Below are 15,732 nucleotides of genomic sequence, written 5' to 3' on the forward strand. Positions count from 1 at the left end.
CGCAGCCGCCCGAAACCCAGGACAGGGGCACCCTTTCGGGTACCCCTGTCCCTCCTGTCCCTAGGGGCTCAAGGGAGGAAGCTGCCGTACGGGCCGTTCAGCATCCCGTTCTTCTGGGCCTGGCTGAAGTGGCAGTTCGGGTAGTCGTAGAACGACGCGGACATTGGCATCCCGTCCGTGTACGTGGAGTCGGGCAGCCCGAGCGCATGACCCAGCTCATGCACCATGCCGCCGTACCACCGGTTCATGGCCCCGTTCGTACCAGCGGCCCCGTCGGCGTCATGCCCGCTGAGGATCACCCAGCCGCCCCCTCCACCCCCACCGGAGACGCCCTGCTTCTCGGCGCTGATCTCGCCCACGCACAGCCACCGCGAGTCCGGGGCGCGGAGCCCCAGTTTGGTCATCAACTCCCGCTGCATGTTGAAGACCACCCACCAGTACGGGTCGTCGCCGTTGGCGGTGTTCTCGTACCACGCCCGGTTGTGGTCGCCCGTGACCACTTCCACCGTCGGGTTGTTCAGCTTGAACGTCTTCCCGAGTTCCTGCCGATAGAAACGCTGCGACTCCTGCATCACGCGCGTGATGCCATCGGGGTACCGCTGATCGAACGCCACATCCGTGGGCCTGAGCCAGAGCACCCGCACCGTCCCGGCCGGCGGCGCGGCGGCCGCCTTCGCCCCCACCTTCGCCGCCGCCTCAGCGGTCCCCATGAACGCCCCGGAGCCCAACGCCGCCATCCCCGCCGCCGCGGATAGCACCGCGCGTCGGGTCATCCTGCATCGTTCCACCGGACACCCTCCTCGAAGGATCTGTACATGACAACACCAGTTAGCATCAACTGCCGAAATGGCGAACCGCGTTCGAGATACGGGAAAAGCCACAACCGCACCCACGACCCGAGCAGGCCGGCGGCAAGGCCGCGCCAGGGCAACGGAGGGGTTGGCCGGGGCTGCGGCGGGCAAGCCGAAAGGCCAGGTCACGGGCTCTGTGACCTGGCCTTTTCCGGAGCCGCCTGTAGGGGCCCGATGCGATCTGCCTGAGCCGGGCTTCCGGAGAGGCCCTCTGACCGGTATGACGTACTGTTTTCGACAGGGTAAGGCGGAGCCGCGCGCACTCTGTCCCCGTAGGTGGTCCCCGGCAGCTCATGCTCGGTCAGGAACCTGGTCGGGATGACACGAGAGTCAAGAAAGGCCACGACGCGGCTAAGCGGGAAGCACGCTACGCCGCCCGAGTGGACGGCCGTGGGGAAGTCCTGGTGGCGTCGCTGCCAGTTGTTGACGGCCGGCCGCTTCACCCCGGCCAGCCGCGCGATGTCGGCACCCGTAAGCAGTGGATCGGTGGTGTTCATGGCCGTCACGGTAGGTGGCGTGCTAGAACCTCAACAACTGCGCAGTGCACTGCGCAAGAAGTTCACATGGCACACAACAGAGTCGACAACCATCTGAAACGTGATTCGATCGACCCCTCTGACCTGCGTACTTCCCAGATCAAATACGCAAAGCAGTGGCCACGCTGCGTCGTTCACTGTTAACTAGTTTCCTCTACAAACGGAGCCAGGCCACCTGCGCATCCGGGGCTCCATGTTGGGCCAGGCAAGCTCGGTGCCGGCACGACGGCAAATGCCGAGCCACGGCGTTCAGCCGACTCGCTCGACCCACGGACTGCGCGCACGCTCCACGCCCATGCTCGCAGTTGGTTCCCATACGGCGCTCCACGGCCACCCTCACGACAGCGTCCACTCGCCTTGAGCGAGGCAGACGAGAGCAACCTGCGCGGTGCTGACACGGCAAGCCACACGGCGTCGGTCACTTCCCGTCGCACGAAGCAACCCGGACCACTCGACAGATCGCCTCCACCGGCGAGTAGTCCACGTCAGATGTGGTGCTGCTCTGCGTCTGCGTGATCGTCGCCGCGCTCACGGAGAGCACGTCCTGGTAGCGGAGCACCGAGGCGTACGGCCGAGGTGTGCCGGTTTTCCACCGCCCCGGAACCTGGATGCCCGCTGCGCTCTTGCATGACTGAACGTGGACAACTGTCGATCACGGCATTAGCGCGTTCCGCGACCTCGAAGGATTTCTGCGGCCCAGGCCCGAAGACCCTGACGCATGGCCTCGATCTGCTCCTTTCCAATTCCGTAGACCTCGTACTCCCGGTCCGGCCAGCGATCGACCGCTTCGAGCGCCTGGGCGAAGTAACCTTGGTCAAAACCGTCATCGTGCTCCGCCGCCAACTCCAGTAGGCGGTCTGGGGAGTACCGGCCCGACACGAGCGCCGCGTGTACGTCCAAGTAGTCACGCGGCGCGGCGCGCCCGAACAGGGTGGTCACCTTGTTGGCCACCGCATCGTCCGGGTGCAGGACTGGTCCGATCTCCAGAAACGCCGGCGGCCGGGACCGCCAATCACAGCCCATCTCGATCTTCGCGTCGCGCCCTTGCTCATCCACGACGGACAGGCGGGCGAAGACATCGCCGCTGCAGTCAACTTCAACAGTCAATCCCGCTATGCGGTAGGCCTCGGTCACGGCAGCCACCGCCTCAGCGAACGCGGTTGGGTCGCCAACGTCGGTGAAGAGGTCGACATCATCCGAGAGACGTTCCAAGAACCCATGCGCCTGCACGGCATAACCGCCGGCCAGAACAAAGCCGTATTTGGCTGCCGCCTCGAGCCCAAGACGGGCGAGCCTGGCGTGCAAGGGGTCCATGCCCGTGATGTTACGCGGCGGCCTTCGCCAGGTCAGGGAACCGGCTCTCCCAGGCGCCCCGCACCCGTAGCGGGAGCCACAATCTCGGCCACGCCTCCGCGAGAAGCCGTGCGTTCAGGAATGTTCGCAAGTCCTCGATGTGCATGGCCTCGCGGATGACCGTTTCGTAGAGCATGCGGAGGTCAACGTCATCCGCCAGGTCATAGGATTTCTTGGGCGTCCAGTCCAACGCGGTCGGCAGCACAACGACCCCACCCGTCGGTCCGGCAAGCTCCGCAAGCGTCGCCGGGACCGTGTACGGCCGAATCTCGGCATACCGCACGCGTGTCTCCATGCGCCCAGTATGCCGATGGAAGCCCGCAGCAGGGAGTCCTCACGGCAAGGGAAGTCCATGGTCCAAGAGAAAAGGAAACCGCAGGTCAGAGACTCTGACCTGCGGTTTCCTCTCGGAGCCGCCTAAGGGAATCGAACCCTTGACCTACGCATTACGAGTGCGTCGCTCTGGCCGACTGAGCTAAGGCGGCATGCTGCCTGGCCAGGCTGGCATCAGCAGCGTCGCCAAGTCTACACAGTTTCGAGGGGTGCTCCGTACGGGGTTGACCGCGGCCCGGACGCGACCCGGGCGCGGAGTGTACGGGGAGCGTCGGCGCAGGTCAGGTGCAGCGCTTCTGGGGGGCTGGGGGTGTGCCGGTGAGGAGGTAGGTGTTGATGGCGGTGTCGACGCAGGCGCTGCCGCGGCCGTAGGCGGTGTGGCCGTCGCCGTCGTAGGTGAGGAGGGTGGCGGAGGTGAGCTGGGAGGCCAGGGAGCGGGCCCAGGTGTAGGGGGTGGCCGGGTCGCGGGTGGTGCCGACGACGAGGATGGGGGCGGCGCCCTTGGCGCGCAGGGGGTGGGGGGTGCCGGTCGGAGGGACGGGCCAGTAGGCGCAGTTCAGGGCGGCCCAGGCGAGGGCCTCACCGAAGACGGGGGACGCCTTCCGGAAGGCGGGGAGGGAGGCGCGGACGTCGGTGGGGGTACGGAAGGCGGGCGGGAGGTCCAGGCAGTTGACGGCGGGGTTGGCGTACATGAGGTTGGCGTACGAGCCGTCGGCGTCGCGCTCGTAGTAGAGGTCGGCGAGGGTGAGCAGGCCGCTGCCGTCGCCGCGCATGGCCGAGCGGAGGGCGGTGCGCAGCTGGGGCCAGGCGCCCTCGTCGTACAGGGCGGCGAGGACACCGGTGGTGGCCAGGGACTCGCCGAGGCGGCGGGGCTCGCCGGTGGGCAGGGGGTGGGTGTCCAGGTGGGTGAAGAAGGCGGTGAGCCGCTCGCGGGCCCGGGCGACGTCCTGGGTGCCCAGGGGGCAGCCGGCGCGGCGGACGCAGTCCTCGGCGAAGGCGGTGAAGGCGGTCTCGAAGCCGGCGGTCTGGTCGCGGTTGATCCGCTCGGAGGACAGCGCCGGGTCGAGCGCCCCGTCGAGGACCAGGCGGCCGACGCGGTGGGGGAAGAGGTCGGCGTAGGTCGCGCCGAGGAACGTGCCGTACGAGGCGCCGACGTAGGTGAGCTTGCGGTCGCCCAGGACCGCCCGCAGCAGGTCCATGTCGCGCGCCGCCTCCACGGTCGAGACATGGCCGAGGATGCCGCCCGAGCGGGTCGCGCAGCCGCGCGCGAAATTCTTGTACGAGGCGACCAGGCGACGCGTCTCGGCGGGCGCGTCGGGGGTCAGGTCCGTCTGGGTGAAGGCGTCCATCTGCTTGTCACCCAGACAGGTGACGGGCTCGCTGGCGGCCACCCCGCGCGGGTCCATGGCCACCATGTCGTAGCGCGCGCGGATCCGGGACGGGTAGCCGATGCCCGCGTAGGACTGCAGGTAGTCGATTGCTGAGCCGCCCGGGCCGCCGGGGTTGACCATGAGGGAGCCGAGCCGCTCGCCGGGGCCGGTGGCCTTCTTGCGGGACACCGCGAGGCTCACGTCGCGGCCGTCGGCGGGCCGGGCGTAGTCCAGCGGGGCCTTCAGCGTGGCGCACTCGAAGCCCGCGCCGCCGCCACACTCGTGCCAGGCGAGCTTCTGCAGGTAGTACGGGGTGAGGGCGGTGCGGGCCGCCGCCTTCGTCGATGCCGGGGTGCGGGGCGAGGCGGCGCCGGAGGTGCAGCCGGAGAGCAGCAGGGCGAGGGCGGCGAGCGCGGCGCCGATGGCGCGGAACGAGCTGCGGCTGATGTCCATCGGCGATCCTCGGTCGAGTCGGATATGCGGAGCGTATCCGGATCGGCGCTTTCTGCGTCCGCCTGTGGATACGCCACCACGCCTGTGGACCACGTCTGTGGACAGGCGGCGCCCGTACGGGTGATCGCGGGCGCCGGGAGGGGGCTCAGCCCGCGCGCAGCGCCATGGTCATCGCCTCGACCGCCAGCAGCGGAGCCACATTGCGGTCCAGCGCCTCACGGCAGGCCCTGACCGCCTCTATCCGGCGCAGCGTCCGCTCCGGCTTGGAGCCGGCCGCGATCCGCTCCAGCGCGCCCTGGACATCGGTGTTGGCGAGGGCCGTGCGCGAGCCGAACTGGAGCGCGAGCACGTCCCGGTAGAAGCCCGCCAGGTCGGTCAGGGCGAGGTCGAGGCTGTCGCGCTGGGTACGGGTGGCCCGGCGCTTCTGGCGGTCCTGGAGCTCCTTCATGGCCCCGGCGGTGCCGCGCGGCAGCCGTCCGCCCGTCCCGGCGGCGGCCCCGAGCGCGGCGCGCAGCTCCTCGGTCTCCTTGGCGTCGGTCTCCTCGGCGACCTGCTTGGCGTCCTCGGCGGCCGCGTCGATCAGCTCCTGGGCGGCCTTGAGGCAGCCGCCCACGTCGTCGATCCGGAGGGGGAGCTTCAGCACCGCCGCGCGGCGCGCCCGCGCCCGCTCGTCGGTGGCCAGCCGGCGGGCCCGGTCGATATGGCCCTGGGTGGCGCGGGCGGCGGAGGCGGCGAGCTCGGGCTCGATGCCGTCCCGGCGGACGAGGAGGTCCGCGACGGCGTCCACCGGCGGGGTGCGGAGGGTCAGCAGCCGGCAGCGGGACCGGATGGTGGGCAGCACGTCCTCAAGGGAGGGCGCGCACAGCAGCCACACCGTGCGCGGGGCGGGCTCCTCGACGGCCTTGAGCAGCACGTTTCCCGCGCCCTCGGTCAGGCGGTCGGCGTCCTCCAGGACGATCACCTGCCATCGGCCGCCGGCGGGCGAGAGCTGGGCGCGGCGGACGAGGTCGCGGGTCTCCTTCACGCCGATGCTCAGCAGGTCCGTACGCACCACCTCGACGTCGGCGTGGGTCCCGACCAGGGTGGTGTGGCAGCCCTCGCAGAAGCCGCAGCCGGGGGCGCCGCCGAGCGCCCGGTCGGGGCTGACGCACTGCAGCGCGGCGGCGAAGGCGCGGGCGGCGGCGGCCCGGCCGGAGCCGGGCGGGCCGGTGAACAGCCAGGCGTGGGTCATCTTCGACGAGGCAGGCGAGGCAGGCGAGGCAGCCGAGACCGGCGAGGCAGCCGAGGCGTCGGCCGCGTCCCGCGAGGCGGGCCGGCCGCCGCCGGCCGCCTCCGCCGTGACCAGGGCGTCCGCGTCACGCGCGGCAGCGGTCAGCTGGCTCGCCACCCGGTCCTGTCCGACCAGGTCGTCCCACACCGCCATGACCGCCTCCGCCGTGCCCCGCCGTTCGTCCTCTCCGGCCTCCCATTGTGGGTCACCCCACCGACAGCGCCGACCAGCACGACCGGCGCGGGGTCACCGGCGCCGCCGGCCCCCGTCCTCGTCGTCGTGCGGGCCCAGCAGTTCGTCGGCCAGCGTCGGCAGGTCGTCCAGCGGGGTCTCCTCCGCCCACTCCGGGCGGCGCCGCTGCCGGGAGCGGCGCGGCTCGGGCTCGGCCTGCCGGGGCGGCCCGCCCTCGCCGAACTGCGGGAGCTCGCGGGTGCGCTCGTTGCCCTCCGCGCCGCCTTGCGACTCCTCCGGCCGGAACAGCCACGGCGGCACCCGGTCGGCCGGGTCGGCGGACCGGTGGTCGCCGGGCCGGTCGTCGCGCACGGGCGGCAGCACGGCCGTCTCGTCGGCCGCGCCCGCCGGCGGGACGGGCGGCTTGGGCAGGACGGCCGTCTCCTCGGCGTCCGGGCCTTCCTGGGGCCGTACGGGCGGCAGTACGGCCGTCTCGTCGGCGTCGGGGGAACCACCGCCGGGGCGGGCGACCCGGGGGTCGACGCGCGGCGTCTGGACGGTGTCCGTCGAGTCCGCGTCACCGGACGTGGCGCCGGTCGTGGCGCCGGTCGCGTCGTCGGCCGGGGCGGAGGCCGGGGGCGGCACCGAGGCGGGGGTCCCGACGGCCGGGGTCTCGATCGTCGGCGCGTCGGCACCCACGGGCGGGGCGGCGGGAGGGACGGGCGGCGCGGCGGGAGGCGCGGGCGGGGTGGCCGGGGCGGGCGGCGTGCTCGCGGGGCCGGAGGTCGCCGCCTCCGCCGCCAGCCGCGCCTGCTCGGCCCGCAGCAGGGCCTCCTCGGCCTGGCGCTGCTTCTCCAGGCGGCGCTCCTCCGCCTCGGCCCGCAGCCGGGCCTCCTCCTCGGCCTGGCGGCGGCGCCGCTCCTCCTCGGCGGCGCGGGCGCGGTCCTCGGCCTCGATGCGCTTGCGCTCCTCCTCGGCGCGCCGACGGGCGTCCTCGGCCCGCTTGCGAGCCTCCTCCGCCTGCCGCTCGGCCTCGCGCTGCCGGGCCTCCTCCAGCTCGCGGCGCTTGCGCTCCTCCTCCTCGGCGCGCGCCTTGGCGAGCGCTTCCTGCCGCTCGCGCTCCAGCCGCTCCTCCTCCGCCTTGCGGCGGGCGTCCTCCTCGGCCTTGCGGCGCGCCTCTTCCTCGGCCTTGCGGCGCGCCTCCTCCTGGGCCTTCACCTCCGCCTCGGACAGCGGCAGCATCCGGTCCAGGCGGTGGCGGACGGCGGCGGTGACGGCCTCCGGCAGCTGGCCGGCGTCCACGACGAGGTAGCGGGCCGGGTCGGCCGCCGCGAGGGTCAGGAATCCGGCCCGTACCCGCTGGTGGAACTCGGCGGGCTCGGACTCGAGCCGGTCCGGGGCCTCGGTGAAGCGCTCCCGCGCGGTCTCCGGCGAGACGTCCAGCAGCACCGTCAGGTGCGGCACGAGGCCGCCGGTGGCCCAGCGCGAGATACGGGCGATCTCGGTGGGGGCGAGGTCGCGGCCGGCGCCCTGGTAGGCGACGGAGGAGTCGATGTAGCGGTCCGAGATGACGACGGCGCCGCGCTCCAGCGCCGGGCGGACCACCGTGTCGACGTGCTCGGCGCGGTCGGCCGCGTACAGCAGCGCCTCCGCGCGGTGCGAGATCCCGGCGGAGGACACGTCCAGCAGGATGGAGCGGAGCCGCTTGCCGATGGCGGTCGCGCCGGGCTCCCGGGTCACCACGACCTCGTGGCCCTTGGCCCTGATCCACTCCGCGAGCGCCTCGACCTGGGTGGTCTTGCCCGCCCCGTCGCCGCCTTCGACGACGATGAAGAAGCCGGTCGGGGCCGGGGCCTCCACGGGGTCGGCGCCGCGCAGCGCCTCGCGCAGGTCGTGCCGCAGCGGCACGCCCTGGCGGTCGTCGGTCTTGCCGAGGACGAGGGCGGCGACCGGCAGCAGCAGCGCGCCGACGAGCATCAGGGTGAAGGCCGCGCCGCCGTGGGCGAAGACGAAGTCGCCGCTGCCCAGCCGGTGCGGCCCGATCACGGCGGCCAGCAGCGGGGCGGCGACCGCGCCGAGCCCGACCAGGACGCGGACGACGGCGTGCAGGTGCTCGGTCGTACGGGCCCGGCGGGAGTCCTCGCTCTCCTGGTCGAGCAGGGTGTGGCCGATGTTGGCGGCGACCCCCGCCGAGACCCCCGCGACCACGGCGATCAGCATCACGGTCGTGGTGTCGTGGACCAGGCCCGCGACCAGCAGCGCGAGGCCGGTCAGGGCGATCGCCAGCGCGAGCAGGCGGCGCCGCGACAGGCCGGGCAGGACCTTGGGGGCCCAGCGGATGCCGACGGCCGGGCCGCCGGTGAGGGCCAGCACGAGCAGCGAGAAGCCGACCGGCCCGCCGCCGAGGTCGACCGCCTGGAGGGCGGCCACGCCGACGGCGGCGGCGATCGCGGCCGCGACGGCGCCGCAGGCCAGGACCAGCAGCGGGACGGCGCCGGTGCGGCCCTTGTCGGGGCCGGAGCCCGACGCGGCACGCGGGCGGCGCAGCCCCTCGAGCGGGGAGCGCGCGCGGGGGGCCTGCGCCCCGGGCAGCTCGACGAAGTACAGGATCGACAGGGAGGCGGAGAAGAGCCCCGCGCCCAGGTACGAGCCCAGGGCCGCCTGGTGGAGGTCGAACCACGCGACGCCGGTGGCCAGCAGCCGGGCGACCAGCATGGCGGCGAGCAGCGCGGCCGCGGCGAGGGGCAGCGCCACGAAGCCCGTACGGAGCCACAGCCGGCGCAGCGCGTCGAGGTGGTCCGGCAGCGGGCGGACGGCCGCGCCCTCGGCGGGCGGGGCCGGGAGCAGCCCGGGCGCGGCGCCGTCCTTGGCCACGGTCCACAGCCGCTCGGCGACGCCGACGACGAAGGTGGTGATGAGCAGCCAGGCGACGGCGTCGTCGGGGGTCCAGTCGATCCACAGCGGGGCGACGACGAGCAGCGCCAGCCGCACCGCGTCCGCGCCGATCATGGTCCAGCGGCGGTCCAGCGGGCCCGGCGGCCCGACCAGCGCGGACAGCGGGCCGAGCAGCACCGCCCCGAACAGCAGCGTCGCCAGGAGCCGCACGCCGAGGACCGCCGCGACGGCGAGCGCCGCGCCGCGGTAGCCGTCGCCGAAGGCGCCGGTGGTGACGGACGCCTGCAGCGACAGGAGGACGAGCACCAGGACGGCCAGCGCGTCCGCCGTGCCACCGACGAGGCCCGCGCTCCACAGGCGGCGCAGGGGCGGATGGCGCAGCAGGGCTCGTACGGCTCGCTCGCGGGAGTCCGCGGCAAGGGCGCCGGATGTGGGGGTCACGTCCGTAGGCTGCTCTCGCGTCATCCCGCCAGCCTATCCGGATCGCGTGAACCCACGGCCACCCGCCCGAACAAACGGGCGGGCGTCCGCGCGGTTCCGCCGGGTTCGCCCGGCCTCGGCCGCCCGGTTCAGTCGGTCTCGGCCGCCGGCTTGTCGGCCGCCTTGGCAGCCGTCGCCGTCTTCTTCGCCGCGGTCTTCTTGGCCGCGGTCGTCTTCTTGGCGGCGGTCTTCTTGGCGGTCGTGGTCTTCTTCGCCGCCGTCTTCTTGGCCGCCGTCTTCTTGGCCGTGGTGGTCTTCTTCGCCGCCTTCTTGGCGGTCTTCTTGGCCGGGCCCTTGGCACGCTTCTCGGCGAGCAGCTCGAAGCCGCGCTCCGGGGTGATCGTCTCGACGTCGTCGTCGCGGCGCAGGGTCGCGTTGGTCTCGCCGTCGGTGACGTACGGGCCGAAGCGGCCGTCCTTGACCACGACCGGCCGCTCGCTGACCGGGTCGGTGCCCAGCTCCTTCAGCGGCGGCTTGGCCGCGGCCCGGCCGCGCTGCTTGGGCTGCGCGTAGATCGCGAGCGCCTCGTCGAGCGTGATCGTGAAGAGCTGCTCCTCGCTGTCGAGCGACCGCGAGTCCGTGCCCTTCTTCAGGTACGGGCCGTAGCGGCCGTTCTGCGCGGTGATCTCGACGCCCTCGGGGTCGGTGCCGACCACGCGCGGCAGCGACATCAGCCGCAGCGCGTCCTCGAGGGTGACCGTGTCGAGCGACATCGACTTGAAGAGCGAGGCGGTGCGCGGCTTGACCGCGTTCTTGCCGGTCTTCGGGGTGTCCTCGGGGAGCACCTCGGTGACGTACGGGCCGTAGCGGCCGGCCTTGGCGACGATCTTGCGGCCGGTCTCCGGGTCCGTGCCGAGCTCGAAGTCGCCGCTCGGCTTGGCGAGCAGTTCCTCCGCGTAGGCGACGGTCAGCTCGTCCGGCGGCAGGTCGTCGGGGACGTCGGCCCGCTGCCCGGTCTCGCCCTCGGCCTCGGTCACCCGCTGGACGTACGGGCCGTAGCGGCCGACCCGCAGCACGATCCCGTCGCCCACCGGGAAGGAGGAGATCTCCCGGGCGTCGATCGCGCCGAGGTCGGTGACCAGGTCCTTCAGGCCGCCGAGGTGGTCGCCGTCGCCGTTCCCGGCCTCGGCCGCGACTCCCACGGCGCCGGGCGCCGCGCCACCCTCGGCGCCGGGCGCGGTGGCGCTCTCGCCGAAGTAGAAGCGCTTGAGCCACGGCACCGCCTGGGCCTCGCCGCGCGCGATGCGGTCGAGGTCGTCCTCCATCTTGGCGGTGAAGTCGTAGTCGACCAGTCGGCCGAAGTGCTTCTCCAGCAGGTTGACGACGGCGAAGCTCAGGAAGGACGGGACCAGCGCGGTGCCCTTCTTGAAGACGTAGCCGCGGTCCAGGATGGTGCCGATGATCGAGGCGTAGGTCGAGGGGCGGCCGATCTCGCGCTCTTCGAGCTCCTTGACCAGCGAGGCCTCGGTGTAGCGGGCCGGGGGCTTGGTGGCGTGGCCGTCGGCGGTGATCTCCTCGGCGGCCAGCCGGTCGCCCTCGGCGACCTGCGGCAGGCGCCGCTCGCGGTCGTCGAGCTCGGCGTTCGGGTCGTCGGCGCCCTCCACGTAGGCCTTCATGAAGCCGTGGAAGGTGATCGTCTTGCCGGAGGCGGAGAACTCGGCGTCCCGGCCGTCGCTCGCCCGGCCGCCGATCTTGACGGTGACGGAGTTGCCGACCGCGTCCTTCATCTGGGAGGCGACGGTCCGCTTCCAGATCAGCTCGTACAGCCGGAACTGGTCGCCGGTCAGGCCGGTCTCCGCCGGGGTGCGGAAGCGGTCCCCGGAGGGACGGATGGCCTCGTGCGCCTCCTGGGCGTTCTTGACCTTGCCCGCGTAGGAGCGCGGCCTGTCCGGCAGGTAGTCGGCCCCGTACAGCTGGGTGACCTGCGCCCGGGCCGCCGCCACCGCCGTCTCGGACAGCGTGGTGGAGTCGGTACGCATATAGGTGATGAAGCCGTTCTCGTACAGCTTCTGCGCCACCTGCATGGTCGCCTTGGCGCCGAAGCCGAGCTTGCGGCTGGCCTCCTGCTGGAGGGTGGTGGTGCGGAACGGGGCGTACGGCGAGCGGCGGTACGGCTTGGACTCCACGGAGCGGACCGTGAAGGCGGCGCCCTCGAGGGCCACGGCCAGCCCGCGGGCCCCGGCCTCGTCCAGGTGGAGGACCTGGGCACCACCCTTGAGCTGCCCGGTCGAGGTGAAGTCGCGGCCCTGGGCGACCCGGCGGCCGTCGACGGCGGTCAGCCGGGCGCCGAAGGTGCCGGGGTCGCTGGTGTCACCGGCCCGGCCGGTCGCGAAGACGCCGGTCAGGTCCCAGTACTCGGCGGAGCGGAAGGCGATGCGCTCGCGCTCGCGCTCGACGACCAGGCGGGTGGCCACCGACTGGACGCGGCCCGCGGACAGACCGCGCATGACCTTCTTCCACAGGACCGGCGAGACCTCGTAGCCGTAGAGCCGGTCGAGGATGCGGCGGGTCTCCTGGGCGTCGACCAGCCGCTGGTTCAGCTCGCGCGGATTGGCGACGGCCGCGCGGATCGCGTCCTTGGTGATCTCGTGGAAGACCATCCGGCGGACCGGGACCTTGGGCTTGAGCACCTCCTGGAGGTGCCAGGCGATGGCCTCGCCCTCGCGGTCCTCATCGGTGGCCAGGAAGAGCTCGTCCGAATCGGCGAGCAGCTCCTTGAGCTTCCTGACCTGGCTCTTCTTGTCGGCGTTGACGACATAGACGGGCTGGAAGTCGTGTTCGACGTCCACTCCGAGGCGGCGTACCTCCCCGGTGTACTGGTCGGGCACCTCGGCCGCACCGTTCGGCAGGTCCCGGATGTGCCCGACGCTGGCTTCGACCACGTAGCCCGGGCCGAGATAGCCCTTGATCGTCTTCGCCTTGGCAGGCGACTCGACGATGACGAGTCGGCGGCCGCCCTGTGCGGTCTCGCTGGTCGGGGACAACTTTCGCTCTTCTCTCCGGTCGACGCTCGGTGAACGGGCACTGCTACGCGGGTTACGCGTCCACGCACACCACTACGGTGACGCTGCGGAGTGTGACGGTACCTCCCGGCCCCGTGTCAAACGGAAAAAGCCCGCAACGCCACTCGAACGGTAACCCGACAAGCGTCCTGTCTGCCGCCCGGACCGACACTCGGCGCCGCGCGGGGGCCCTGTCAGGCGTAAAGAAGGCACCAGATCCCGCCGCCCAGCGCGGCGGCGCCGAAGAGAACGGAGAGGACCGCCGAAGCGACCGGGCTCACATCGTGCGCGACCGGCGCGCGCAGCCGCGTTCGCGCCGCTGTCCAGAGCAGCAGCGCGGCGCCGAACACGACGAATGCCGTACCGGCGAAGATCGCGGGTCCCCTCTCCATGGGGAGAGCGTGGCACTCTCGGAAGGCGTCCGCGCGAACCCCGGGTGAACAGCGCGTCACCCACTGCTCCGGCTCTTCCGGCCATGATCACGCTCCGGCCTGGCAACTTCTTGCCATCCGGGTGGTGCGTGCGGCGCGGCGCGCGCTCCGGCGCACAACCCCTCGTCGTCTTCTACCCGGTCTCCTCCCGCTCGTCCACCGGCCACAGGAAGCCCTGCTCGACCAGCAGCCGGATCGATTCCGGCGTGCGGTCCCGCAGCACCACCGGGTCCTCCCCGAGGAGCTGGGCGATCGCGTCCAGGATGCGGCCCGCGCTCAGCGTGCCGTCGCACACCCCCGCGAAGCCCGCGCCGACCGTGTCCACCTTCGTCGCGCGCCGCATGCCCCGGTTCTGACGGAGCACCACATGCTCCGGATCCTCCGCGCCCGGCAGTCCCACCTGCTCCTGGACCACCTCGTCGGCCAGCCGGAAGCGGGCCGCCAGCAGCGCCGCGTCGTCGTGGGTGCGCAGGAAGTCCTGCCGCCGGAAATGGGCCATGACCGCGTCGCCCAGCGGCTGCTCCACGGGGTGGGGCCACTCCTCCGCGGTCACCGCCGGGCGGTCGGCCCCGGATTTGCGCAGGGTGATCCAGCCGAACCCGACGGCCCTGGTCTTGCGGGCCTCGAACTCGTCCAGCCAGGCGTCGTACCGCACGGCGTACTCGGCGGGCCCGGCGAGGTGGGCCCCGGCGTCCCGCAGCCACAGCTCGGCGTACTGCGTGATGTCCTGCACCTCGCGCTGCACGATCCACGCGTCGCAGCCGCCCGGCACCCAGGAGGCGACCCGCTCGCGCCAGTCCTCCCCCTCCACGTGCTGCCAGTTGGCCAGCACCTGGCACCAGCCGCCGTCGGCGAGGTGGTCGGCGGACCGCTGGACGAGGGTGCGGCACAGGTCGTCGCCGGACATCCCGCCGTCCCGGTAGACGAGCCGGTCCCCCTCGGAGGAGGGCGGCGAGATCACGAAGGGCGGATTGGAGACGATCAGGTCGTACGTCTCGCCGGCGACCGGCTCGAAGAGCGAGCCCTCCCGCAGATCGGGCTCCGCCGCGCCGGACAGGGCGAGGGTGAGCCGGGCGATGCGCAGGGCCCGCGGGTTGGGGTCCGTCGCGGTGACGGACGTGGCGTGGCGGGCGGCGTGCAGCGCCTGGATGCCGGATCCGGTGCCCAGGTCGAGGGCGCGCTCCACCGGGGCGCGGACCGTGAGACCGGCGAGGGTGGTGGACGCCCCGCCGACCCCGAGGACGAGCCCGGAGCGGTCCACGCCGCCCGGCGCGCCGCCGGGCCCGCCGATACCCGCGGCTCCGCCGACCGCACAGCCCACGTCGGAGACGATCCACCAGTCCTCACCCCGCGGGCCGCCGTACGGGCGCACGTCCACGCTCGCGCGCACCTCGTCGCCGTCGCGCACCAGCCAGCCGTCGGCCAGGCAGTCCTCGACGGGCAGGGCCGCGGCCGCCCGGCCGAACGCCACCGGGCGCTGCAGCAGGAAGAGCCGCACCAGCGTCTCCAGCGGGCCGCCGCCCCGCGTGGCGCGCAGGGCCGGGACGGTCTCGCCGCGCGCCAGGGCGGCGTAGGCGGGCGCGCCGAGCAGGTCCAGCAGGCCATCGGCGGTGAAGTCGGCGGCCAGCAGCGCGCCGCGCAGGCGGTCGACGCGCTCGGGGCCGGCGGGGCTGGGGAGGCGGTGCGTACTCACTCCCCCATTGTCGGGGGAACCACTGACAGCGGGCCCCTCGGGGAGCGACCAGCAGCGTACGGCGGCGGGGTTGTTTATGGGCGGGGGTTACGAGGGCGAGGCGGTGCTGGTGCCCTTGGGCTTCTGGCAGCCGGGCTGCTTGGCCATCGCCTTGCCGACCTTGCCCTCCTGCAACTTCTTCAGGGCCTGGTCCCCCGAGCTGCTGAGCTTGTTGAGCTGGTCGGCGATGTCATTGAGCCCCGCGGCGAACTTCGCCTTGTCCGAGGTGTCGAGCTTGTCGACGGCCGTCTGGAGGTCCTTGTACGCCTGGGAGGTCGAGTTCAGCTCCTTGACCGCCTGCTTCTGGATCTTCTCGCCGTTGTCGACAGGCGGGGGGCCCGCGTTCTGCACGGCCTTGCCGAGCGCCGCGTACGCCTCGGAGATGTCCTTGAACGCCTCGGAGTCCGTCTGCTGGAGCTTCTTGGAGTCCTGCTCGTCCGACGCCGCCTGGATCGAGGCGTTCGCGCTCTGGATCTTCTTCAGCTGTGGCTGCACCTCGTCGCAGACCGTCTTGGCCCAGTCGTTGGCCTCCTTGTCGCTTTCGCCCCCGCCGCCGCCGCAGCCGGTCAGCGCCACGACGAGTGCCGCACCGCCGGACAGTGCCGCCACAAGCTTCTTGTTCACCGGATTGGTCCCTTCCATGGCTCTTCTCGGCCCCGGAACATACACGGCCGAGCGGCCGGGGCCCTGGGTCGAGCGTCCCTTATGGATACTTCTGAAGCCATTTGAACCAAGCCAGGTGTGCTGTCCGCCTCATCGCGGCGCCGCACGCCGGAGCGGGCGCGGACCCACACGCCGAAGCGGGCGGGCAGGGTGCCGACGCACCCTGCCCGCCCGCCGGTCGCGGGGCTCGCT

The 15,732-nt window shown here is 72.6% G+C and carries 10 protein-coding genes and 1 tRNA gene; all 11 read right to left on the minus strand.

Going from position 1 to position 15,732, the window contains the following annotated elements; translation table 11 throughout:
- Positions 1-68: 68 nt before the first annotated feature.
- Positions 69-710, minus strand: a complete 642-nt coding sequence (locus ABFY07_RS18085; protein ID WP_346175481.1) for a hypothetical protein — start codon at positions 708-710, stop codon at positions 69-71.
- Positions 711-2,047: 1,337 nt separating this feature from the next.
- On the minus strand, positions 2,048-2,701 hold the full coding sequence (locus tag ABFY07_RS18090) for a nucleotidyl transferase AbiEii/AbiGii toxin family protein (protein WP_346175482.1): 654 nt from the start codon (positions 2,699-2,701) through the stop codon (positions 2,048-2,050).
- Positions 2,702-2,711: 10 nt separating this feature from the next.
- Positions 2,712-3,035, minus strand: a complete 324-nt coding sequence (locus ABFY07_RS18095; RefSeq protein WP_346175483.1) for a hypothetical protein — start codon at positions 3,033-3,035, stop codon at positions 2,712-2,714.
- Between the two features lie 116 nt (positions 3,036-3,151).
- Positions 3,152-3,225 (minus strand) — tRNA-Thr (locus ABFY07_RS18100).
- A 129-nt stretch (positions 3,226-3,354) separates the two neighbouring features.
- Positions 3,355-4,896 (minus strand): alpha/beta hydrolase, encoded by a 1,542-nt coding sequence (locus tag ABFY07_RS18105; protein WP_346175484.1) that lies wholly within the window; start codon positions 4,894-4,896, stop codon positions 3,355-3,357.
- A 145-nt stretch (positions 4,897-5,041) separates the two neighbouring features.
- Complete coding sequence (locus ABFY07_RS18110; protein WP_346175485.1) at positions 5,042-6,319, minus strand: DNA polymerase III subunit delta'; 1,278 nt, start codon at positions 6,317-6,319, stop codon at positions 5,042-5,044.
- 93 nt (positions 6,320-6,412) lie between these two features.
- Entirely contained in the window at positions 6,413-9,697 is a 3,285-nt protein-coding gene (gene tmk, locus ABFY07_RS18115) for a dTMP kinase (RefSeq protein WP_346175486.1), read from the minus strand.
- Positions 9,698-9,801: 104 nt separating this feature from the next.
- The gene (gene topA, locus ABFY07_RS18120) at positions 9,802-12,696 is read right to left on the minus strand and encodes a type I DNA topoisomerase (protein WP_346175487.1); all 2,895 of its coding nucleotides are present in this window, start codon (positions 12,694-12,696) and stop codon (positions 9,802-9,804) included.
- A gap of 212 nt (positions 12,697-12,908) precedes the next feature.
- Entirely contained in the window at positions 12,909-13,106 is a 198-nt protein-coding gene (locus tag ABFY07_RS18125) for a hypothetical protein (protein WP_065961490.1), read from the minus strand.
- Between the two features lie 172 nt (positions 13,107-13,278).
- The gene (locus tag ABFY07_RS18130) at positions 13,279-14,838 is read right to left on the minus strand and encodes a DUF7059 domain-containing protein (protein WP_346175488.1); all 1,560 of its coding nucleotides are present in this window, start codon (positions 14,836-14,838) and stop codon (positions 13,279-13,281) included.
- 87 nt (positions 14,839-14,925) lie between these two features.
- The gene (locus tag ABFY07_RS18135; RefSeq protein ID WP_076970955.1) at positions 14,926-15,519 is read right to left on the minus strand and encodes a small secreted protein; all 594 of its coding nucleotides are present in this window, start codon (positions 15,517-15,519) and stop codon (positions 14,926-14,928) included.
- Positions 15,520-15,732 lie beyond the last annotated feature (213 nt).

Origin of the sequence: Streptomyces sparsogenes subsp. cuspidosporus (assembly GCF_039532705.1) — a bacterium.
Lineage (GTDB): Bacteria > Actinomycetota > Actinomycetes > Streptomycetales > Streptomycetaceae > Streptomyces > Streptomyces sparsogenes.